18 protein-coding genes and 1 tRNA gene are annotated in these 22,407 nt (G+C 68.3%); 3 read left to right on the forward strand and 16 right to left on the reverse strand.

All coding sequences use genetic code 11. From position 1 onward, the window contains the following. Window positions 1–32 precede the first annotated feature (32 nt). From M3195_RS11605 to polA, 3 genes are read right to left on the reverse strand one after another with little or no spacing between them, the layout of a single operon-like run. Complete coding sequence (locus M3195_RS11605) at window positions 33–1,067, reverse strand: LLM class flavin-dependent oxidoreductase (RefSeq protein WP_251587653.1); 1,035 nt, start codon at window positions 1,065–1,067, stop codon at window positions 33–35. Window positions 1,068–1,121: 54 nt separating this feature from the next. Then, window positions 1,122–2,798: a DUF885 domain-containing protein gene (locus M3195_RS11610; protein WP_251587654.1), complete on the reverse strand. Its 1,677-nt coding sequence runs from the start codon at window positions 2,796–2,798 to the stop codon at window positions 1,122–1,124. Window positions 2,799–2,855: 57 nt separating this feature from the next. Continuing rightward, entirely contained in the window at window positions 2,856–5,486 is a 2,631-nt protein-coding gene (gene polA / locus M3195_RS11615) for a DNA polymerase I (RefSeq protein WP_251587658.1), read from the reverse strand. A 45-nt stretch (window positions 5,487–5,531) separates the two neighbouring features. On the opposite strand from polA, the gene M3195_RS11620 reads away from it, so the two are divergent. Continuing rightward, window positions 5,532–5,957 (forward strand): hotdog fold thioesterase, encoded by a 426-nt coding sequence (locus M3195_RS11620; protein WP_251587659.1) that lies wholly within the window; start codon window positions 5,532–5,534, stop codon window positions 5,955–5,957. Window positions 5,958–5,984: 27 nt separating this feature from the next. On the opposite strand, the gene M3195_RS11625 is transcribed toward M3195_RS11620, so the two are convergent. Beyond that, window positions 5,985–6,518 (reverse strand): GNAT family N-acetyltransferase, encoded by a 534-nt coding sequence (locus M3195_RS11625; protein ID WP_251587661.1) that lies wholly within the window; start codon window positions 6,516–6,518, stop codon window positions 5,985–5,987. A 3-nt stretch (window positions 6,519–6,521) separates the two neighbouring features. Next, the gene (locus tag M3195_RS11630; RefSeq protein ID WP_285885893.1) at window positions 6,522–7,148 is read right to left on the reverse strand and encodes an ANTAR domain-containing response regulator; all 627 of its coding nucleotides are present in this window, start codon (window positions 7,146–7,148) and stop codon (window positions 6,522–6,524) included. A gap of 84 nt (window positions 7,149–7,232) precedes the next feature. On the opposite strand from M3195_RS11630, the gene M3195_RS11635 reads away from it, so the two are divergent. After that, window positions 7,233–7,318: transfer RNA gene (locus tag M3195_RS11635), tRNA-Leu, on the forward strand. Between the two features lie 6 nt (window positions 7,319–7,324). On the opposite strand, the gene M3195_RS11640 is transcribed toward M3195_RS11635, so the two are convergent. Then, complete coding sequence (locus M3195_RS11640; RefSeq protein ID WP_251587665.1) at window positions 7,325–7,669, reverse strand: DUF3140 domain-containing protein; 345 nt, start codon at window positions 7,667–7,669, stop codon at window positions 7,325–7,327. Window positions 7,670–7,798: 129 nt separating this feature from the next. Here M3195_RS11640 and M3195_RS11645 point away from each other — a divergent pair, with 129 nt between their 5' ends. After that, entirely contained in the window at window positions 7,799–9,052 is a 1,254-nt protein-coding gene (locus tag M3195_RS11645; RefSeq protein ID WP_251587667.1) for an alpha/beta fold hydrolase, read from the forward strand. A 7-nt stretch (window positions 9,053–9,059) separates the two neighbouring features. On the opposite strand, the gene M3195_RS11650 is transcribed toward M3195_RS11645, so the two are convergent. From M3195_RS11650 to M3195_RS11695, 10 genes are all read right to left on the reverse strand, one after another. After that, the gene (locus M3195_RS11650; protein WP_251587669.1) at window positions 9,060–9,710 is read right to left on the reverse strand and encodes an esterase/lipase family protein; all 651 of its coding nucleotides are present in this window, start codon (window positions 9,708–9,710) and stop codon (window positions 9,060–9,062) included. 5 nt (window positions 9,711–9,715) lie between these two features. After that, window positions 9,716–10,513 (reverse strand): alpha/beta fold hydrolase, encoded by a 798-nt coding sequence (locus M3195_RS11655; RefSeq protein ID WP_251587671.1) that lies wholly within the window; start codon window positions 10,511–10,513, stop codon window positions 9,716–9,718. 118 nt (window positions 10,514–10,631) lie between these two features. Then, window positions 10,632–12,083 (reverse strand): pyruvate kinase, encoded by a 1,452-nt coding sequence (gene pyk, locus M3195_RS11660; RefSeq protein ID WP_251587674.1) that lies wholly within the window; start codon window positions 12,081–12,083, stop codon window positions 10,632–10,634. Window positions 12,084–12,137: 54 nt separating this feature from the next. Next, window positions 12,138–13,604 carry a glutamate synthase subunit beta gene (locus M3195_RS11665; protein WP_251587677.1) on the reverse strand — a complete coding sequence of 489 codons (1,467 nt, stop codon included), beginning with the start codon at window positions 13,602–13,604 and terminating at the stop codon, window positions 12,138–12,140. Continuing rightward, the gene (gene gltB / locus M3195_RS11670; RefSeq protein WP_251588250.1) at window positions 13,597–18,120 is read right to left on the reverse strand and encodes a glutamate synthase large subunit; all 4,524 of its coding nucleotides are present in this window, start codon (window positions 18,118–18,120) and stop codon (window positions 13,597–13,599) included. The genes M3195_RS11665 and gltB overlap by 8 nt, the downstream gene beginning before the upstream one ends. A 135-nt stretch (window positions 18,121–18,255) precedes the next feature. After that, complete coding sequence (gene lgt / locus M3195_RS11675; protein ID WP_251587685.1) at window positions 18,256–19,284, reverse strand: prolipoprotein diacylglyceryl transferase; 1,029 nt, start codon at window positions 19,282–19,284, stop codon at window positions 18,256–18,258. A gap of 10 nt (window positions 19,285–19,294) precedes the next feature. Next, window positions 19,295–20,098, reverse strand: a complete 804-nt coding sequence (gene trpA / locus M3195_RS11680) for a tryptophan synthase subunit alpha (RefSeq protein WP_251587690.1) — start codon at window positions 20,096–20,098, stop codon at window positions 19,295–19,297. After that, the gene (gene trpB, locus M3195_RS11685) at window positions 20,095–21,363 is read right to left on the reverse strand and encodes a tryptophan synthase subunit beta (protein WP_251587699.1); all 1,269 of its coding nucleotides are present in this window, start codon (window positions 21,361–21,363) and stop codon (window positions 20,095–20,097) included. Before trpB ends, trpA begins: the two co-directional genes overlap by 4 nt. After that, on the reverse strand, window positions 21,363–22,136 hold the full coding sequence (gene trpC, locus M3195_RS11690) for an indole-3-glycerol phosphate synthase TrpC (protein WP_251587708.1): 774 nt from the start codon (window positions 22,134–22,136) through the stop codon (window positions 21,363–21,365). Before trpC ends, trpB begins: the two co-directional genes overlap by 1 nt. Further along, entirely contained in the window at window positions 22,136–22,381 is a 246-nt protein-coding gene (locus M3195_RS11695) for an HGxxPAAW family protein (RefSeq protein ID WP_251587710.1), read from the reverse strand. The genes trpC and M3195_RS11695 overlap by 1 nt, the downstream gene beginning before the upstream one ends. Window positions 22,382–22,407 lie beyond the last annotated feature (26 nt).

The following is a 22,407-nucleotide window of genomic DNA, read 5'->3' on the forward strand; positions in this document are numbered from 1 at the left end:
TCAGAGCGCCCCTACGATTCCCGTCGTGCGCCTCAGTCGTTCTGGGCGAGGAGCCTCCGCACACGCGGGATCACCTCGGTCCCGTACAGTTCGACGCTTCGCATCAAGGCCTCATGCGAGATGGTGCCAGTGGAGTACTTCAAGTCGAAGCGGCCGAGACCCAGTGTGGTGACGGTGTCGGCGATCTTGGCGGCGACCCGATCGGGCGAGCCGGCGTAGATCGCGCCGGCGGGGCCGACGTCGTTCTGGAAACGCGCCCGACTGTACGGCGGCCAGCCGCGCTCCGCGCCTATCGTGTTGTTCATCGCCTCGAAGCCGGAGTAGGCGGCCTCCCAGGCCTCTTCGTCGGTCTCGGCGATGTGTCCGGGCGAATGCACGGAGATCGGCTGTGCGGTGGTGCCGAACGACGCGACGGACCGATGGTACAGATCGACGAACGGCTTGAACCGGCCTGCGGGGCCGCCGATGATCGCGAGCATGAGTCCGAGGCCGTGCCGAGCGACGCGCACGACGGACTCGGGGCTGCCGCCGACGCCGACCCAGGTGCGAAGGCCCTTCTCGGTCTTGGGGAACACATCGGCGTTCTCCAGCGAGGCGCGCATGCTTCCCGACCAGGTGACCGGCTCCTCCTTCAGAAGCTCGACGAACAGCTCGAGCTTCTGCTCGAACAGCGCGTCATAGTCGCGGAGGTCGTAGCCGAACAGCGGGAACGATTCGATGAACGAGCCGCGGCCGAGCACGACCTCGGCCCGCCCGTCAGACAGGGCATCGAGGGTCGAGAAGCGCTCGAACACGCGAACGGGGTCGTCGGAGGACAGAACCGTCACCGCAGTCCCGAGCCGCATCCGCTCCGTGCGCCCGGCGATGGTGGCGAGCACCATCTCCGGGGATGAGATCGCGAACTCCGAGCGGTGGTGCTCCCCTACCCCGAAGTAGTCGACGCCCACCGAGTCGGCGAGCACCGCCTGCTCCACGACGTTCCGAATGGTCTGCGCGCCCGTGAGCAGCTCTCCCTCGGCGTCGCGAGTGATGTCTCCGAACGTGTCCAGCCCGAACTCGATGTCCATGTCAGCTCCTTCTATTCAGGTGAATGAACACCCGGCTGCGCGCGGACATTCCCGTCAGCGACTGAGCAGCGCCGTACGGAGGGTGTCGAGTCCGACGCCGCCCATGTCGAGCGCCCGCTTGTGGAACTCCTTGATATCGAAGTCCGCGCCCTTCTCCGCCCGGTAGGCGTCACGGACCTGTTCCCAGATGCGCTGACCGACCTTGTACGACGGGGCCTGACCCGGCCAGCCCAGGTAGCGGTTCACCTCGAACTGCACGAACTGATCGGACATGTTCACGTTCTTGCGCATGAAGTCGAGTGCGTAGGCGGCGTCCCAGGTGCCTTCGCCGTCGAGACGCGGCTTGCCGAGGTGCACGCCGATGTCGAGCACGACGCGCGCTGCGCGCATGCGCTGTCCGTCGAGCATGCCGAGGCGATCGGCCGGGTCGTCGAGGTAGCCGAGCTGCTCCATCAGGCGCTCCGCGTAGAGCGCCCAGCCCTCGGCGTGGCCCGAGGTCCCCGCGAGCAGACGACGCCAGGAGTTCAGCTCGGCGCGGTTGTACACGGCCTGCGCGATCTGCAGGTGATGGCCGGGGACGCCCTCGTGATAGACGGTGGTGAGCTCGCGCCAGGTGTCGAACTCGGTCACTCCCTCGGGGACGGACCACCACATGCGACCCGGACGCGAGAAATCGTCGGTCGGCCCGGTGTAATAGATGCCGCCCTCCTGCGTGGGGGCGATCATGCACTCGAGCGTGCGGATGGCCTCCGGAATCTCGAAGTGCGTGGCGCCGAGCTCGGCCACTGCTCGGTCGCTCGTCTCCTGCATCCAGCGCTGCAGCGCCTCCGTGCCCACCAGCTTGCGAGCCGGATCCGCTTCGAGATGAGCGACGGCCTCCTCGACGGACGCCCCGGGCAGGATCTCGTTCGCGATCGCGGTCTGCTCGGCGACCATGCGCTCGAGCTCTTCGCGGCCCCACTCGTAGGTCTCGTCGAGGTCGATGGTGGCACCGAGGAATCGCCGCGAGTTCAGCGCGTAGAGCTCACGCCCCACGGCATCCTGCTCACCGGCCGCTGGGGCGAGCTCTTCCGCCAGGAAACGCCGAAGCGCTCCATAGGCGACGCGTGCCGACGCGGAGTTGTCCGCGAGGGTGCGGGCGAGGGATGCCGGAAGGTTCCCGTCCTCGGGCGACGCGTCTGCGACGAAGGCCGCGAAGAATCCGTCGTCGGCGATGTAGCGGTCGATCTGCGTGGCGACCTCGACGACCTGACGGCGTGCGGGCATCACACCGGCGGCGATGCCGGCACGGAGGGTCTCCGTGTATCCGCGCAGAGCGTCCGGCACGGCGGCGAGGCGGGTGGCGATCACCGACCAGTCCTCCATGGTGGCCGTGGGCATCAGGTCGAACGCGGATCGCACATCCTGCGCGGCGGATGCGATGACGTTGAGGTCGCGAAGGTGCCAGTTCGCCTCGTGAAGCTCGAGATCGAGAGTGAGCTCCGCGGTGAGATCGGCCTTCGTGACCTCGTCGACGGCGTCCACAGGCTCCAACGACGACAGCTTGGCGAGGGTCGCGCGCGTTGCTGCGGCGATGCTCTCCTGACCTTCGGGGCTCAGGTCGCCGAAGCGGTCGTTGACCTCGTCGCGACCGATGTACGTGCCGAGCGTCGGCGCCAACTGCACCAGCGTGTCGACCCATTCATCGGCGACCTTGTCGATGGCAGAGGGAGTGCGGGGCTGAGAAGTCATCCCTTCAGCGTAGCCGGACGACGCCGGCGTCACCCACCCGGCAGCGGCGTCGTCTCGTCAGTGCGCCGCCTCGTTCCAGTCCTGCCCGCGACCGACCTGCACGTCGAGCGGGACGGTGAGGTCTGCGGCGTCGCCCATGCGCTGGCGGACGATGCGCTCAGCCGCGTCCCACTCTCCAGGCGCGACCTCCACGACGAGTTCGTCGTGGATCTGGAGCAGCACGCGGGATGCGAGCCCCTCCGAGCGCAGGTCGTCGTGGATGTGGAACAGGGCGATCTTCATGATGTCGGCAGCGCTCCCCTGGATGGGTGCATTGAGCGCCGCCCGCTCCGCGTTCTCACGCAGCACGCGGTTCGGCGAGGTCAAGTCCGGGAACGGGCGTCGGCGACCGAAGATCGTCTCGGTGTACCCCACCTCGCGCGCTGCGAGCACCGACGCCCGGAGGTAGTCGCGCACCGCCCCGAATCGTGCGAAGTACTCGACCATCAGCTGCTTCGCCTCGGACTGCTCGATGCGCAGCTGTTTCGACAGACCGAATGCCGACAGTCCATAGACGAGCCCGTACGACATCGCCTTGACCTTCGTGCGCATCGCTGCCGTGACGTCGGCGGGATCGACGCCGAAGACGCGAGCGCCGACGAACCGGTGCAGGTCCTCGCCGCTGTTGAAGGCCTCGATGAGCCCTTCATCGCCGGAGAGGTGCGCCATGATGCGCATCTCGATCTGCGAGTAGTCGGCGGTGAGCAGTGCCTCGTACCCCTCCCCGACCCGGAAGGCGCTGCGGATGCGACGCGACTCCTCGGTGCGGACGGGGATGTTCTGCAGGTTGGGGTCGGTGCTCGAGAGCCGCCCGGTCTGGCTTCCCGTCTGCACGTAGGTGGTGCGGACCCGTTGGTCCGCACCGATCGCGACGTCGAGCGACTCGATGATCTGGCGGAGCTTGGTCGCCTCGCGGTGCTGGAGGAGCAGGCCCAGGAACGGATGTGGATGCGACTCCTGCAGGTCGGCGAGGACCGCGGCATCCGTCGAGTAGCCCGTCTTCGTCTTGCGGGTCTTCGGGAGCTGCAGGTCGTCGAAGAGCACCTCCTGGAGCTGCTTCGGCGAGCCGAGGTTGAACTCGCGACCGACGATGCCGAACGCCTCCTGCGCGATGCCCTCCGCGCGCGTGGCCAGCTCGGACGAGAAGGTCGACAGCACCTCGTGCGACACCGCCACGCCGGAGACCTCCATGTCGGCCAGGGTCAACAGCGTCGGAAGCTCGATGTCGGTGAGCACGTTGGCGACCGATTCCGGGATGTCATCACGCAGAGCAGCCGCGACTCGCAGCGCGAACCAGGCCTCTTGCGACGGTGTCGCTCCTTCCGTCTCGGGCACCAGCTGGGTGGGGTCGGCCTCGGGCAGCTTCTCGTCCAGGTACCGCTCGACGAGGTCGCCGAGCGTCTTGTCGGGGAAGCTCGGGCGCAGCAGCCAGCCGGCGAGGCTCGTGTCGTAGGCGAGTCCGGAGAGGCGGATGCCGAGCCGCAGGAGAGCCTTCACCTGCGGCTTCGCGTCGTGGATGACCTTCGGCCGGTCGGATTCGAGCCAGCCGCGAAGTGAGGTCGCGGTGTCGTCGTTCCAGTCCAGCTCCCGCAGCTCGGTCTCGGTTGCGGCGCCGATCCGGCTCGGGGCACCGCTCTGCAGAACCAGGCGGACGGCCACTTCACTCTGCGACTCCGCCCAGGAGAGGAACTCGTCGGCCGCGACCTCGATCGGAGCGGGCAGATCCACGACGGTCGCCGGGTCGTCGGCGACCTCGCCTGCGCCCACGGCGTCGAACACCCGCGGAAGCAGGGTGCGGAATTCCAGGCGGGCGAAGATGTCACGGACGGCCTGCGCATCGATCGGTGAGACGGCCAGATCGGCGGGTGCGACGGGGAGCTCGACGTCGCGGAGCAGTCGATTCAGCTTCCGGTTCCGACGCACGTCCTCGATGTGCTCACGCAGGTTGCCGCCGACAACGCCCTTGATCTCGTCCGCCCGGTCGAGCAGCTCATCGAGCGATCCGAACTGGGTGAGCCACTTGACCGCCGTCTTCTCTCCCACCTTCGGCACTCCCGGGAGGTTGTCGCTGGTCTCACCGACCAGCGCGGCGATGTCGGGGTACTGCTCGGGACGCACGCCGTATCGCTCCTGGACCGTGGCCGGGTCGTACCGCTTGAGCTGAGAGACGCCCTGCACGTTCGGGTACAGCAGCGTGATCTCGTCGTTCACGAGCTGGATCGTGTCGCGATCACCCGACACGACGAGGACCTCGTACCCTTGCTCCGCTCCCTGCGTCGACAGCGTCGCGAGGATGTCGTCGGCCTCGATCCCTTCCTTCGTGAGCACCGGGATCGACATCGCGGCGAGGCAGTCCTGGAGCAGCGGGATCTGTCCGCGGAACTCCTGAGGCGTCTCCGAACGTGTCGCCTTGTACTCCGGGTACTCGTCGGTGCGGAAGGAGTGACGCGACGTGTCGAAGGCGATGGCCAGGTGCGTCGGCTGCTCGGCTTTGATGAGGTTCACCAGCATCGAGAGGAAGCCGTAGATGGCGTTCGTGTGCTGGTTGTCCTTCGTCGTGAAGTTGTCGACCGGCAGAGCGAAGAAGGCGCGGTAGGCGAGCGAATGGCCGTCGACGACCATGAGGGTAGGCTTTGCGGAGTCCGTCACCCTGTCAGCCTAACGAGGACGACAGACACCCGCTGAGGAGGATTCATGAGCGACACCACCGCGACGAGTCAGGGACTCGACTGGGCGTCGGCTCGCGGCATGGGAGCCCTCGCCGAGAAGATGGGGATGGAGTTCCTCGAGTTCGACACGGAGCGGTGCGTCGCGACGATGCCGGTCGAGGGCAACACGCAGCCCGTCGGCCTGATGCACGGTGGCGCGTACGTGGTGCTCGGCGAGTCCCTCGGGTCCATGGCCGCCAACCTGCACGCCGGCCCAGGACGCCTCGCTGTCGGAGTCGACATCAACGCCACGCACACCCGGTCCGCGACGTCCGGTGTGGTCACCGGCGTCTGCACTCCGGTGCATCTCGGCCGCAGCATCACCGTGCACGAGATCGTCGTCACCGACGATCAGGGACGCCGTTGCTCCACCATCCGGATCACCAACATGATCAAGGACGCACCGGCCTGACCCGATCCGGTCGAACGCTCGCGAGAGTCACGCGAGTATCCGCTGGAAGAGGAGATGATCGCGCCACTCCCCCGCGATGTGCAGGTACTGCGGGGCGAGTCCGATCTCGGTGAACCGGGCGCCGTTGAGAACCCGCTGCGATGCGACGTTGTCGAGGAGCGTCGCCGCCTGCAGGCGATGCAACGACAGCTCCTGCTCGGCGAATCGGACGAGCTCCGCGACTCCCCGGCCGGCCAGACCGCGCCGCAGTCGTGATGCGTCGATCCAGTAGCCGACATCGGCGCTGCGAAACGCCCCTCGTACGACGTTGTTGAGGTTCATCCGTCCGCGGATCTCTCCGTCATCCGACACGAGGACGAACCGATAGCCACGCCCGGAGTCCACATCGGCGACGCACTGATCGACGTGCCGCTCCTGCCACGCCGCCGTGTAGAACTCGTCGTTCCGCACCGGCTCCCAGGATGCGAGATGCTCGCGATTCGTCGTGTAGGCACGAGCGAGCGGCGCGCCGTCACCCGGCTGGACGAGACGCAGGACATGGTCCGCGTCGAGCCGGGGCACCGACTACTTCTTCGGAGCGAGCTGCTCGATGATCGCCTTCGCGACGTCCTGCATCGTGAGACGACGATCCATCGACGCCTTCTGGATCCAGCGGAAGGCTTCGGGCTCCGAGAGCCCCATCTTCTCGTTCAGCAGGCCCTTGGCCCTGTCGACGAGCTTGCGCGTCTCGAAGCGCTCCACCATGTCGGCGACCTCGGCCTCGAGCGTGATGATCTGCTCGTGACGGGCGAGCGCGATCTCGATCGCGGGCAGCAGGTCGTTGGGGGTGAACGGCTTGACGACGTACGCCAGCGCGCCGGCCTCGCTCGCTCGCTCCACGAGCTCCTTCTGGCTGAACGCCGTGAGCAGGACCACGGGGGCGATGTTGCCCTTGTGCAGCTTCTCGGCAGCGCTGATGCCGTCGAGCTGAGGCATCTTGACGTCCATGATCACGAGGTCGGGTCGCAGCTCTGTGGCGAGAGCGACCGCGGTCTCGCCGTCTCCGGCCTCGCCGACCACATCGAAGCCGTTGTCGCGGAGGATCTCGACGATGTCGAGACGGATCAGCGACTCGTCCTCGGCGACGACCACGCGTCGGGGGGCGGATGCCGGGGGCTGCTCAGCCTGTTCTTGCTCTGTCACGCACTCCATCCTAGTGGAGAGTCACCCGACCGACCCCGAAGGTCGCACGTCTGTGCACCTGCGCTGCGATACAGTCGTAGACGCGACACACGGGCCGGCGTGGCGGAATGGCAGACGCGGAGCACTCAAAATGCTTTGTCCGAGAGGGCGTGTGGGTTCGAGTCCCACCGCCGGCACCACAGTCGTCATCCCTCATCCTTCAGCGGGTCATGACCCCAGTTCATGAGCGAGTATCGCCATCGCGTCTCCGTGACGTCTCCGTGCGGCCGCTGCGCTCCATGACGAGCCACGTAGCCGACGACCTTCCGCATCCACGCGATGTCGTCGCGCGTGAGTTCCGTCTTCTTCTTCCGCAGCAGCGTGACGATACGGCGTCCGGACCTGTGCCCCGTCGATTCGCCGCCGTCAGAATCGCCGACGGATCGAGATTCCTCGGTCTCCAGCCACTGCTCGAGTTCTTTCGGCGCCATGTTCACATCTCGTCGCCAGTCGTCCCAGACATCGGCCAGTTCGTCGTCGTGATCGGTCATGGATCGTCCTCTCGTGCGTTCTCCGAACCTACTGCGGGCGCCGACGGGCGGAAGGGTCTTGCGCATCACCTCGCCGCACGCAAGCGGCCTCGGCTTCCGGCGACGGCGCCGATGCGATAGACACGTCACATGCGCCCTCCCTCGACCGTCGACATCTGGAGCCGCAGTCGACGCCATCGGCGCGGGTTCGTGATCGGGCTGATCGTCGTCATGGTGATCGGCGGAGTCCTCGCGGTCGACGCGATCCGTCGGCACATCGAGGGCGAGGCCGATCTCGCCAGCGACAGGACCTTCTACCGGATCCCCGATCCGTTGCCCGAAGGCGAGCCCGGAGACATCGTCCGCCTCGAGGAGATCGACAGCGCACCGCTCGGGTCGACGGCCTGGCGAGTGATCTACCACACGCGCGATATCGACGGATCCGACGTCGCGGCCTCGGCGGTCGTGGTCGTGCCGGATACCCCGGCCCCCGGGCGCGGGCGGGCCGTCATCGCCTGGGGGCACCCCACGACGGGGGCTGCGACGCAGTGCGCGCCGTCACTCGACGTCGATCCCTTCCAGCTCATCGAGGGTCTGCACGAGTTCCTCCTCGAGGGATACGCCGTCGTGGCCGCGGACTACCCCGGGCTCGGCGTGGCCGGCGCATCCTCGTATCTGCTCGGCGTCCCGGAATCGAACAGCATCCTCGACGCCGTGCGCGCGGCGCACGACATCGACGCCGCCGAGATCGGCACGGACGTCATCCTGTGGGGACACTCGCAGGGCGGGCAGGCCGTGCTCTTCGCAGCCGAACGAGCAGAGCGGTACGCGCCGGACCTGACCGTGCGCGGGGTCGCCGTCGCCGCCCCCGCGGCTGATCTGACCGAGCTCATGAGCGACGACATCGTGAACGTCTCCGGCGTCACGATCGCCTCCTACGCGATCCCCGCGTACGAGGCGGCGTACGCCGACCAGTACCGCGCAGACGAACTCTCGGCAATCCTCACACCGGGCGGAGCGGCGGCCACCCCGCAGATGGCCGATATGTGTCTGCTTTCGCAGAACAAGGAGATCCATGCGATCGCCGACCCGCTGGTCGGACGTTACGTCACGAGCGACCCCGCGACGACCGAGCCGTGGAAGACGCTGCTCCAGGAGAACAGCGCCGGGTCGTCGCCGATCCGTGTTCCGGTGTTCGTCGGGCAGGGCCTCGCCGACGAACTGGTGAAGCCGGCGGCGACCGAGGACTATGTGGCCCTCCTCTGCCAACAGGACACGAGAGTCGGCTTCCATCGCTACCCGGGTGTAAATCACGGGTTGGCCGCCTACGCCGCTCTGCCCGACATGCTCGGCTGGCTCTCGGCGGTCAGCGCCGGGCATCCGCCGCCTTCCACCTGCCGATGACCGTCGATCAGTTCTCCGACATGGTCGCGATCTCCGCGATGACGCGTGGATCGGCCAGCACCTGGAAGTGACCTCCGGTGTCCAACCGCACGTTGCGGCGCGCGCCGGCGAGCTCGCTGCCCTCCGGGATGTGCGGGTCGAATCGAGCGTAGACGGATACGATTCGCGAGTCCGCGTCGAGATGACGCCCGAGCGCCAGGATCGACGGGTGCGTGGGTGCGAGCGCGCGAAGGCCGCGTACCGGCATCCAGCGGGCGTACCGCGACCCGCGGAAAGGCGTCGAGATCGCGACCATGCCGCGGATCCGTGAGCCGGCCCGGCCGATCATCGCTGTCTTGCCGGCCAGTCCGCCCTTGCTGTGCGCGACCAGCACGACGTCGGTCATTCCCGCCGCCTCGAGGAATGCGGTGAGGATGCCTGCGGCCTCGTCGACCGGCCGCCTGTTGTGCCTCCATGCGTCGAGCACGTGGACGGGGTGCCCGCGAGCGTGCAGAGCGGCGATCATCGGCTGCATGAAGCGCCACGTCTCGTACACACCGGGCAGCATGACGATCGGCACGCCCGTTCCGTCTGCGAAATCGCGGGGATCCGTGCGATCGACCGCCGCCCGCAGCTGCCAGGCCGCGGCGTACGCGTAGTCGGCGATCCACCATGTCAAGCGCCTCAGTGCGTCGATGTCGTCCGTCCCCTCTCGGGCATGCGCGACGGAGCACGTCCGTTCAGCCCCTGCGCGAAGCGGGCGATCGCCTCGGCCACTTCCCGTGCCGCCGTGTACTGCACGTTGTGCGGTTGATCCGAGAGCTCGACCATCTCCGCTGCTTTCGCTGCGGAGCGCAGACGTCGCACCCAGCGCTCCCCGGCGACGGCGTCGAGGCCGCCGCGCATCAGAAGCATCGGCGGGGTCGCGCGCGCGACGGCGGCCTCGGTGCTGTAGGCGGTCATGTGACGCGCCTGCTTCAGGTACCACCGCGGTCCGGAGCGGAGATAGTCGCAGAAGACGAGGGCGTTGACGACCGGCGCCTCCCGCAACGTATCGACGGCGAGGGCGACGGCCTGAGCCGGAAGCGACCGGTGCGCCTCGTCGACGACCGGCCCGATGAGGACGAGCCCGTCCACGCGGTCCGGTGCGGCCGCTGCCGCCTCCAGCGCCCACTGCGCGCCCATCGAATGCCCCACGAGCACGACGCGGGTGAGCTCGAGCACCTCGAGCATCTCGCCGAGGACACCGCCCATCCCGGCGACGTCGAGATCCTCGTCGGGTGCCGGCAGTCCGCCGAAGCCGGGCAGGTCGACCGTGATCACCCGGCCTCTGCGCCGCAGGGCGTCGCGCAGCGGCGCGAAGTACCGGTGCGACATGCCGATGCCGTGGACGAGGACGTACGTCGGCCCCGAGAGGGGGCCGCATGCGGCGATGCGGAGAGCATGACCGGCGACGATGATCCGCTGCCGGGCTGTGCTCATCTTCTCACGCTATCCAGAGAGGCGGAGGGCGGTGAATGCCTTGACAACCGTGAGCATCGTCGGCAGACGACGGAGGGGTGGGACCGCAGTCCCACCCCTCCGTGACCGATGGATGCGGTCAGACCGTCGCTTCCTTGTAGATCGGAGCGGCGCCGTTCACGGCATCCCCGACCTTGTGCACGCGGATGTCGTTGGTGGATCCCACGATCCCGGGAGGGGATCCGGAGATCACGACCACCTTGTCGCCTTCGGCGGCGAGGCCGTTCGAAAGGAGGTAGTCGTCGACCTGCAGGTACATCAGGTCGGTGTGCTGCACCATGTCGACGAGCGTCGACTGGATGCCCCAGGTGAGCGCCATGCGACGACGGATGTCGGGCTCCGGCGTGAACGCGAGCATCGGGATGCGCGAACGCAGACGCGACAGGCGGCGAGCCGAGTCGCCCGACTGGGTGAAGACGCAGAGGAACTTCGCCTCGACGAACTCGGCGACCTCGAGCGCCGCGAGAGTGATGGCACCACCCTGCGTACGGGGCTTGGCGGTGAGCGGAGCGATGCGCTCGAGACCGTGCTCCTCGGTGGACTCGATGATGCGAGCCATCGTCTCGACGACGACCACCGGGTAGTCGCCCACGCTGGTCTCGCCCGAGAGCATGACGGCGTCGGCGCCGTCGAGCACGGCGTTGGCGACATCGGAGGTCTCGGCGCGTGTGGGCACCGGGCTGTTGATCATCGACTCGAGCATCTGCGTCGCCACGATGACCGGCTTGGCCATGCGGCGCGCGAGCTCGACGGCACGCTTCTGCACGATCGGCACCGCCTCGAGCGGCAGCTCGACACCGAGGTCGCCACGCGCGACCATGATCGCGTCGAACGCGTCGACGATCCCCTCGAGCGCGTCGACTGCCTGCGGCTTCTCGACCTTGGCGATGACGGGGACGCGGACGCCCTCCTCCGCCATGATCTCGTGCACGCGGGTGACGTCGGCCGCGTTGCGCACGAACGACAGCGCGATGAGGTCGGCGCCGGTGCGGAGACCCCAGCGCAGGTCGTCCTCGTCCTTCTCGCTGAGAGCCGGGACGTTGACCGCGACGCCGGGCAGGTTGATGCCCTTGTTGTTCGAGACGGCACCGGCCACGACCACGCGGGTGGTGACGGTCACGCCATCGGTGTCGACGACCTCGACGCGGACCTTGCCGTCGTCGATGAGCAGGAAGTCTCCGGCCTTCACGTCCTGCGGCAGACCCTTGAAGGTCGTGCCGCAGATCTCGCGATTCCCGATGATGTCCTCGGTGGTGATCTTGAAGATGTCGCCCACCGCGAGCTCGTAGGGCCCATCCTCGAAGCGGCCGAGACGGATCTTCGGGCCCTGCAGGTCGACGAGGATGGCGACGGCACGACCGGCGTCCTCCGCAGCACGACGCACGTTGGCGTAGTTGTTCTCGTGCACGGAGTAGTCGCCGTGGCTGAGGTTCAGGCGGGCGACGTCCACACCGGCGTCGATGAGTGCACGCACGGTCTCATAGGTGGAAGTTGCGGGGCCCAGGGTGGCGACGATTTTCGCGCGTCTCAACTGATTCTCCAGGGGGAAGGGGGATATAAATCGGGCGACGGTGCCTGGCTCAGCCTACGCGTGAGCGAGGCCGATCGCGACTTGATGCGGACCCACCGGCTCGGGCAGCACGGTCTCTCCCATCAGGAAGCGATCGACGTTCGCAGCAGCGGCGCGCCCCTCGGCGATCGCCCACACGATGAGCGACTGGCCGCGCCCGGCGTCACCCGCGACGAACACACCGGGGATGCTGGACTCGTAGCCGTCATCACGCTGGAAAGCGCCGCGATCGGTGAGCTGCGGACGCGTGTCGTCGGTGAAGCCATCCCGCTCGGGGCCGGTGAAGCCCATCGCGATGAGCACCAGGTCGGCCGGAATCTCGCGCTCGGTACCGCTCTTCGGCACACGGCGTCCGTCGACGTACTCGGTCTCCGCCACGCGGAGCGCACGCACCTCGCCGACCTCGTTCGCGAGGAACTCGACGGTCGAGGCGAGGAACACGCGCTCACCGCCCTCCTCGTGCGCCGACGAGACCTCGAAGACCGTCGGCATCATCGGCCAGGGCTGGTGCGCGGGGCGCTCGGTGCCGGGCTGCTTGCCGATGGCGAGGTTCGTGACGCTCAGAGCGCCCTGGCGGTGCGCGGTGCCGATGCAGTCGGCTCCGGTGTCGCCGCCGCCGATGACGATCACGTGCTTGCCTTCGGCGGTGATCTGCTCGGGGACCTTGTCGCCGGCGACCGCGTGATTGGACTCGACGAGGTACTCCATCGCGAAGTGCACGCCGTCGAGATCGCGGCCGGGGATGGCCAGGTCGCGCGGGACAGTGGCGCCCGTGGCGATGACGACCGCGTCGTACCGCGCCCGCAGGTCGGCCCAGGAGATGTCCTTGCCGATCTCCACGCCGGCGCGGAAGCGGGTGCCCTCCTCCTGCATCTGGCGCAGACGAGCCTCGAGCTGGCCCTTCTCCATCTTGAAGTCGGGGATCCCGTAGCGGAGCAGACCGCCGATGCGATCATCGCGCTCGAAGACCGCGACGGTGTGACCCGCGCGGGTCAGCTGCTGCGCGGCGGCGAGGCCGGCGGGCCCTGAGCCGACCACGGCGACCGTCTTGCCCGTCAGCCGTGCGGGCGGCTGCGGCTCGACCCAGCCCTTGGCGAACGCCTCGTCGATGATCGACTGCTCGATCTGCTTGATCGTCACGGCCGGCTGGTTGATTCCCAGCACGCACGAGCTCTCGCAGGGAGCCGGGCACAGGCGACCGGTGAACTCCGGGAAGTTGTTCGTGGCGTGCAGGCGGTCGATCGCCGCGCGCCCCTCCCCGCGCCAGGTGAGGTCGTTCCACTCGGGGATCAGGTTGCCCAACGGGCAGCCCTGGTGGCAGAACGGCACACCGCAGTCCATGCACCGACCGGCCTGGCGCTTGAGCACGGCCTGATCGCCGGCTTCATAGACCTCTTTCCAGTCCATGATGCGCACGGGAACGGGGCGCCGCGCGGGCACCTCGCGCTCCGTGACCTTCAGAAAACCCTTGGGATCAGCCACCGGTCACCTCCAGGATCCGGTTCCAGACGACGTCGCCGTCGGGGTCGATGCCCTCGGCGACTGCTTCCTCGCGCATGCTCCGCACCGCGGCGTAGTCGCGCGGAAGCACCTTCGTGAACTGGCCGGCGATCTCATCGAACCGCGCCAGGAGGTCGGAGCCGAGCGGCGATGCCGTCCGCTCCACGTGCTCGGCGATCAGACTGCGCAGGACCTCGAGATCCGCCCGGTCGAGAGGCTCGAGAAGCAGCTCGCCGCTGCTCAGGGACTGCGCGTTGATCTTGCCCGTGTCGAGCGAGCGGATGTACGCCACTCCCCCGGACATGCCCGCACCGAGGTTCCGGCCGGTCGTGCCGAGGATCACTGCGACGCCGCCCGTCATGTACTCGAGTGCGTGGTCGCCCACTCCCTCGACGACGGCCGTGGCACCGGAGTTGCGCACCAGGAATCGCTCGCCGACGACGCCCGACAGGAACATCGTTCCCGCCGTGGCGCCGTATCCGATGACATTGCCGGCGATGACGTTCTCGTGCGGGGCGATCTGCGAACCCCGGGGCGGACGGATCGTGATGTCACCACCCGAGAGACCCTTGCCGACGTAGTCGTTCGCGTCTCCTTCGAGACGGAGCACGATGCCGGACGGCAGGAACGCCCCGAGGGACTGGCCCGCCGTGCCGTGCAGCGTGACGTCGATGGTGCCGCGCGGCAGCCCGTCGGCGCCGTGGCGGGACGTGACCTGGTGGCCGAGCATGGTGCCGACCGCGCGCTCGGTGTTCGCGATGGGCAGCTCTGCGATCACCGGCTCGCCGTTCAGCAGCGCCGGTCCCGCGATGTCGATGAGCTGCACGTCGAAGTGCTTGTCGAGCTCGTGGTCCTGCGCACGACGGCTGCGGCGCGGCTCGCTCGCGGGGAATGCCGGGCCCTCCAGCACGGGGCTGAGGTCGAGACCGTCGGCCTTCCAGTGCTCCACGGCGGCATCCACCTCGAGCAGCTCGGCGCGTCCGACGATCTCGTCGAGCGAGCGGAAGCCCAGCTCGGCGAGGATCTCGCGCACTTCCTCTGCGATGAACTCCATGAAGTTCACGACGAACTCGGGCTTGCCCGTGAAGCGCTCACGCAGAACCGGGTTCTGCGTAGCGACGCCGACGGGGCACGTGTCGAGATGGCAGACGCGCATCATGATGCAGCCGCTCACCACGAGCGGCGCCGTCGCGAAGCCGAATTCCTCGGCCCCGAGCAGGGCGCCGATGATCACGTCTCGACCCGTCTTGAGCTGGCCGTCTACCTGCACGACCACGCGGTCGCGCATGCCGTTGAGCATGAGCGTCTGCTGCGTCTCTGCCAGGCCGAGTTCCCAGGGCGTGCCCGCGTGCTTGAGCGAGTTCATCGGGCTCGCGCCCGTGCCGCCGTCATGTCCCGAGACGAGGATGACGTCGCTGAGAGCCTTCGCCACGCCCGCCGACACCGCGCCGATGCCCGACTGGCTGACGAGCTTCGTGTGGATGCGCGCCTCGGGGTTCGCCCTCTTCAGGTCGAAGATGAGCTGCTTGAGGTCCTCGATCGAGTAGATGTCGTGGTGCGGCGGCGGCGAGATGAGCCCGACGCCTGGGGTGCCGCCGCGGGTACGAGCCACCCACGGGTACACCTTCTGCGGGGGCAGCTGCCCGCCCTCACCGGGCTTGGCGCCCTGTGCGAGCTTGATCTGGATGTCGTCCGCCTCGGTGAGGTACAGGCTCGTGACGCCGAAGCGACCGGACGCGACCTGCTTGATCGCGCTGCGGCGCTCGGGGTCCATGAGCCGGTCGACGTCCTCGCCGCCCTCTCCCGTGTTCGACTTGCCGCCGAGACGGTTCATGGCGATGGCGAGGGTCTCGTGCGCCTCCTTGGAGATCGAGCCGTAGCTCATCGCTCCGGTCGAGAAGCGCTTGACGATCGCCGACACGGGTTCGACCTCGTCGATCGGCACCGGCTTGCGGGTGCCGGTGCGGAGGGCGAACAGACCGCGCAGGGTCTTGAGCTCGGCGGCTTGATCGTCGACCAGCTTCGTGTACTGACGGAAGATGTCGTATCGGCGCTCCCGCGTGGAGTGCTGCAGCTTGAACACCGTCTCCGGGTTGAAGAGGTGCGGCGAGCCGTCTCGACGCCACTGGTACTCGCCACCGCTCCACAGGCGCTCGTGGGCGCGCGCCGCGGCATCCTCGGGATAGGCGTAGTCGTGCCTGGCCTGGTTCTCGGCGAAGATCTCCTCGATCCCGATTCCGCCGAGCTTCGACTCGGTGCGGGTGAAGTACTTGTCGATGAACTCCTCGCTCAGGCCGACGGCCTCGAACACCTGCGCGCCGGCGTACGACGACACGGTCGAGATGCCCATCTTCGACATGATCTTCAGAACGCCCTTGCCGAGCGCATAGATGAGGTTCTTGACGGCCTTCTCGGGGCTGATGCCGGTGATGTACCCGGTGCGCACGAGGTGCTCGACCGTCTCCATCGCGAGATAGGGGTTGATCGCCGAGGCCCCGTAGCCGATGAGGGTTGCCACGTGGTGGACCTCGCGGACGTCGCCGGCTTCGACGATCAGACCGACCTTCATGCGGTTCTCACGGCGGATGAGGTGGTGGTGCACCGCCGAGACCATGAGGAGCGACGGGATCGGAGTGAGGTCCTTGTTCGAGTCGCGGTCGGACAGGATGATGAACTCCGCGCCGCTCGCGATCGCCTCGTCGACTTCGTCGCACATCTCGGTGAGACGCTTCTCGAGCGTGTTCGATCCGACGTCGAAGTGGTACAGGCCCTTGATCGTCACGCTCGAGCGATCGGGCAGCGCCTTGTCGATGTGGCGGATCTTCGCCAGCTCGTCGTTGTCGATCACCGGGAAGTCGAGTGACACGGTGCGGGTGTGATCCGGACCCCAGCTCAGCAGATTGCTCTCCGGGCCGAGACCGAGCTTGAGGCTCGTGACGACCTCTTCGCGGATCGAGTCGAGAGGCGGATTCGTCACCTGAGCGAACTGCTGCGTGAAGTAGTCGAAGAGCAGACGAGGACGCTTGCTCAGCACCGCGATCGGGGTGTCGGATCCCATCGCGCCGAGCGGCTCGACGCCGGTCTGCCCCATGGGGGTCAGGAGGATGCGGACTTCCTCCTCGGTGTAGCCGAAGGTGCGCTGGCGCCGCGTGATGGATGCGGGCGGGTGCACGATGTGCTCGCGCTCCGGGAGGTCGGCGAGGCGCACGGCTCCGGCATCCAGCCACTCCTGCCAGGGGTGCATCGTGGCGAGGTCGCGCTTGATCTCCTCATCCTCGATGATGCGCTGCTGTGCGGTGTCGACGAGGAACATCTTGCCGGGCTGCAGGCGGCCGCGGCGCTTGATGCGCTCCGGCTCGAACGTGAGCACGCCGGTCTCGGAGCCGATGACGATGAGGCCGTCGGTCGTCTCCGTCCAGCGACCCGGACGCAGTCCGTTGCGGTCGAGGGTCGCCCCGACGAGCGTGCCGTCGGTGAAGATGAGGGCGGCTGGTCCGTCCCATGGCTCCATCTGGTTCGAGTGGTACTCGTAGAAGGCGCGCAGCTCGGGCGAGATGTCCGACTGCTTCTCGTAGGCCTCCGGCACCATCATCATGATGGCGTGCGGCAGGCTGCGGCCGGTCAGGGTCAGCAGCTCGAGCACCTCGTCGAAAGAGGCGGAGTCGCTCGCGCCGTCGGTGCAGATGGGCAGCAGCGGCGAGACGTCGCCCAGCAGCTCGGACTCGAGCTGCGACTGCCGTGCGCGCATCCAGTTGCGGTTGCCGCCGACGGTGTTGATCTCGCCGTTGTGGGCGAGCATGCGCAGCGGCTGTGCCAGCGGCCACGACGGGAAGGTGTTCGTCGAGTAGCGGGAGTGCACGACGGCGAGCTCAGACATGAACCGCTCATCCTGCAGGTCGGGGTAGAACGGCTCGAGCTGCAGGGTCGTGACCATGCCCTTGTACCCCAGCGTGCGGGCGGACAGGGTGACGAAGTAGGCGCCGAGCTCGTGGCCGGCGCGCTTGCGCAGACGGTAGGCGACGCGGTCGAGGGCGATGCCCGTGAGCGGCGCGTCGGAGTGCGACGCTCCCCCGGCGCTGACGAAGAGCTGCTCGAAGGCCGGACGGGCCTCGTCTGCGAGCTTGCCGAGGTGCTCGTTGGCGGTCGGGACCTCGCGCCAGCCGAGCACGCGGAGTCCTTCGGACCGCGCGATCCGTTCGATGCCGGCCTTCTGCTCGCGGCGCACGCTCGAGTCGCGCGGCAGGAAGGCGAGGCCGGCCGCGTACTCCCCCATCGGCGGCAGCTCGAAGTCGGTCACGGCGCGCAGGAACGCGTCGGGCATCTGTGTGAGGATCCCGGCGCCGTCTCCGGTTCCGGCGTCGGAGCCGATGGCTCCGCGGTGCTCGAGGTTGCGCAGCGCCTCCAGGGCGAGCGCGATGATGTCGTGACCCGCCTCACCACGCAGGGTCGCGACCATGGCGAGGCCGCAAGCGTCCTTCTCGAACGCCGGGTTGTACATGCCCTGCTTCTGGGGGTAGGCGCCGGAGGCACCGAAGGGAGGTTGCGAATACACCTGAACCGTCCTCAGATCTACGGATGACCCGGGGGCGTCATTGGCCGGGTGGATGCGATGGGGTCCGCACGGATCGGTCGGCTATCGGGCGCCTACCGTGTCCGTGGGGCCGGTGCTTGTGGCGCTGGCTCCTGCGGCGACTTCTTCGGACGGAGGCTCACTCAGGTCCACGAAGTCGGAGGGATTGTCCTGCGAGTCTACATCAGCGTCCAGATCCTTCCGCCCGCGACCCGGCTGGTACGGCGAGGGCTCCAGACCGAGGTGACGACGAGACTGCACGACGAGGATCGCGAGACCCACGACGATGCCGACGATCGCGGCCCAGACGTTGCTGCGCAGGCCCAGGATGATCTCGCTCGGGTCGATGCGGATCGACTCCCACACCACGCGACCGGCGCTGTACCAGATCAGGTAGATGGCGAAGAGGCGGCCCCACTGCAGGCTCGTGACCTTGCGGCTGAGCCAGAGCAGGACGACGACGCCGAGCAGGTTCCAGATGACCTCGTACAGGAATGTCGGGTGGAAGAGCGTGCCCTCGGGGAGTCCGGGCGGGAAGGCGGAGTTGTCGGACTCGATCTCGAGACCCCACGGCAGGTCGGTCGGCAGTCCGAAGAGCTCGTGGTTGAACCAGTTGCCGAAGCGGCCCATGGCCTGGGCGAGCAGGAGGCCGGGTGCGAGGGCGTCGGCGAAGGTCCAGAAGCGGATGCCGGTCCACCGGCATCCGAGGTAGGCGCCGATCGCGCCGCCGATGAGAGCGCCGAAGATCGCGATGCCACCCTCCCAGATCGCCCACACCGAACCGGGCTCGAACGGGTTCCAGGTGTTCTTGCCCTCGCCGAAGTAGAAACCCGGGTGGGTCAGCACGTGGAAGATGCGCGCGCCGACGATCGCGAGCGGCACGGCGAGGATGGAGATGTCGATGACAACCCACGGCTCCGCCCCGCGTCGCGTCAGGCGGCGGTTCGTGAGCAGCACGGCCGCGATGATGCCGGCGATGATGCACAGCGCGTAGAAGTGGATGCGCAGCGGTCCGATGTCGAAGTACGAGACGGGCGGACTGGGGATGCTGGCGAGCACGCCGCTGAAGGTGCTGTGGAGCGCGTGGGACATGAGTGCGATTCTAGTTCTCGTGTACGGGCCGCGCGGATGCGGTCCCGGCGGCCAGGGTGCGGGTGACCTCGGCGAGGGCGGAGATCCCCCCGTCGCGGAGGGCTCGGACGAGTGCGGTGCCGACGATCGCGCCGTCGGCGTACTCGGAGACGCCGGCGATCTGCTCGGCGGTGGAGATGCCGATGCCGACGCAGGCCCGGGTGGAGCCGGCAGCGCGCAGACGACCGACCAGCGTGCGCGCCGCCCGGTCGAGCTCGGCCCGCTCGCCCGTGATACCCATGGTCGACACGGTGTAGACGAAACCGGTCGACGATTCGACGACGAGCGACAGCCGCTCGTCGGACGAGGTCGGCGCGGCGAGGAAGATGCGGTCGAGGCCGGTGCGCTCGCTCGCCGCGATCCACTCCCCTGCGACATCGGGTGTGATGTCGGGCGTGATGAGACCAGCGCCGCCAGCCGCGAGCAGGTCGTCGGCGTACCGGTCGACGCCGTACTGGAACACGGGGTTCCAGTACGTCATCACGAGCACGGGAACATCGGTCGCCTCGGTGATCGCCCGCACCGCCGTGAAGAGGTCCTTCATCTTGAAGCCGTTCGCGAGGGCCGCAGTCGTGGCCTCCTGGATGACGGCGCCGTCCATGACCGGATCGCTGTACGGCGGGCCGAGCTCGATGATGTCGACGCCGTTCTCCGCGAGGGTGATGGCCGCCTGGATGCTCGTCTCGAGATCGGGGAAGCCGACGGGGAGGTAACCGACGAAGGCGCTTCGACCGGCTGCGTGCGCCGCCTCGATCGCCTGTTCCACGCGGCTCATAGCTCGGGCTCCCCCTTCGACGCCGCGGCCTCCTCGGCGCTCTCGTGCTCGACGTCGTGCTCGAGAGCCGCGCGGTCGTACAGGTCGAAGTACCGCGCGGCCGTGTCCATATCCTTGTCGCCGCGTCCGGACAGGCAGACGGCGAGTACGGCATCCGATCCCATCTCCCGCCCGAGTCGCAGCGCGCCGGCGAGAGCGTGCGCGGACTCGATGGCCGGGATGATCCCCTCCGTGCGGCTGAGCAGGCGCAGCGCCTGCATCGCCTCGTCGTCGGTCGCCGGGATGTAGTCCGCGCGTCCGATGTCGGCGAGCCACGCGTGCTCGGGACCGACTCCCGGATAGTCGAGGCCCGCCGAGATCGAGTGGGACTCGACGGTCTGGCCATCCTCGTCCTGCAGCACGTAGGTCTTGGCGCCGTGCAGGATGCCGGGGCGTCCGCGCTCGATGGACGCGGCGTGCTTCGGGGTGTCGACGCCGTCTCCGGCCGCCTCCACGCCGTAGAGCTTCACCTCGGCGTCGTCGAGGAACGCGTCGAACATGCCGATCGCGTTCGATCCGCCGCCGACGCAGGCGATCACGGCATCCGGCAGGCGTCCAGCCTCGTCCAGCAGCTGCTGCCTGGCCTCCTCGCCGATGATCTTCTGGAAGTCCCGCACCATGGCGGGGAACGGATGCGGTCCCGCCGCGGTGCCGAAGATGTAGTTCGTCGTCTCGACCGAGGCCACCCAGTCGCGGTAGGCGTCGTTGATGGCGTCCTTCAGCGTGCGCGATCCGGAACGCACCGGCACGACCTCGGCTCCGAGCAGGCGCATGCGGGCGACGTTGAGCGCCTGCCGCTCGGTGTCGACCTCGCCCATGTAGATGGTGCAGTCGAGGCCGAACAGGGCCGCCGCGGTGGCGGTCGCGACCCCGTGCTGGCCGGCACCCGTCTCGGCGATGACGCGGGTCTTGCCGAGACGCTTCGTGAGCAGGGCCTGCCCGAGCACGTTGTTGATCTTGTGCGAACCGGTGTGGTTGAGGTCCTCGCGCTTGAGGAACACGCGGGCGCCGCCTGCATGCTCCGCGAAGCGGGCGACCTCGGTGAGCGGCGACGGGCGGCCCGCGTACGAGCTCAGCAGGGAGGCCAGCTCCGCTCGGAACTCGGGGTCGGCGATCGCGTCGTCGTAGGCGACGGTCAGCTCGTCGATGGCCGCGATCAGCGACTCGGGCATGTACCGCCCGCCATAGTCGCCGAACAGAGGGCCGTGCTGGTCACGCAGGCTCATCACGCCTCCAGGAAGCTCTTGAGAGTGGCGATCGGATCGCCCGTCACGAGGGCCTCACCGATCAGGACGACATCCGCGCCCGCGGAGCGGTAGTGCGTGACGTCGGCAGGGGTCAGCACCGCCGACTCGGCGATCTTCACCGCAGAGTCGGGGATGCGCTCGACCAGACGGCCGAACAGGTCGCGGTCGAGTTCGAGGGTCGTCAGGTCACGGGCGTTGACGCCGATGAGGGACGCGCCGAGATCGATCGCGATCTCGAGCTCGTCGGCCGAGTGGGTCTCGACGAGCGGTGTCATGCCGAGCTCGAGCACGAAGTCATAGAGCTCTCGGAGTACGCCGGGCTCGAGCCCCGCCACGATGAGCAGCACGAGGTCGGCACCGGCGGCCCGCGCCTCGAGAACCTGATAGCGCGTCGCGATGAAGTCCTTGCGCAGCACGGGCAGGGCCACGCGGGCGGTCACGGCCTCGAGATCGGCGAGGCTGCCGCCGAAGCGTCGCTCCTCGGTCAGCACGCTGATGGCGGACGCCCCGCCGAGCTCGTACAGCGAGGCCTGCAGTGCCGGATCAGGGATCTCGGCGAGGGCGCCGCGCGAAGGGCTCGCACGCTTGACCTCGGCGATGATCTTCACCCGCTCGGCCGGAGCGAGGAATGACAGCGCATCCTTGGCCGCCGGGCGCGCGAGGGCGACGCGCTCCACGTCGGCCAGGGGCCGGGTGAGTGCGCGACGCTCGGCGTCTGCGACAGCGCCGGCCGTGAGGTCGGCGAGGACCACTAGTGGCCCTTCGGCGAGTACTTGGGACCCTTCACGCCGTAGCCGGCGCGCGCCAGCAGCCAGCCGACCAGCGCACCGACCGGGACGATCACGGCGCCGACGTAGATCAGCGGCACCCAGAATCCGGCGAACTCGGCGAGGCAGAACGCCACCGTCGCGAGGGTGAACCCGAAGAGCATGATGATCACGGCCGTCCAGGCGGCGGGCGAGTGTCCGTGGCCGGGATCGGCGATCGGGTTGGTCATGTTCTCCTCCGGGGACGGCGTGCGGG

The sequence above is a fragment of the Microbacterium hydrocarbonoxydans genome (genome assembly GCF_023715885.1).
GTDB lineage: Bacteria > Actinomycetota > Actinomycetes > Actinomycetales > Microbacteriaceae > Microbacterium > Microbacterium hydrocarbonoxydans_C.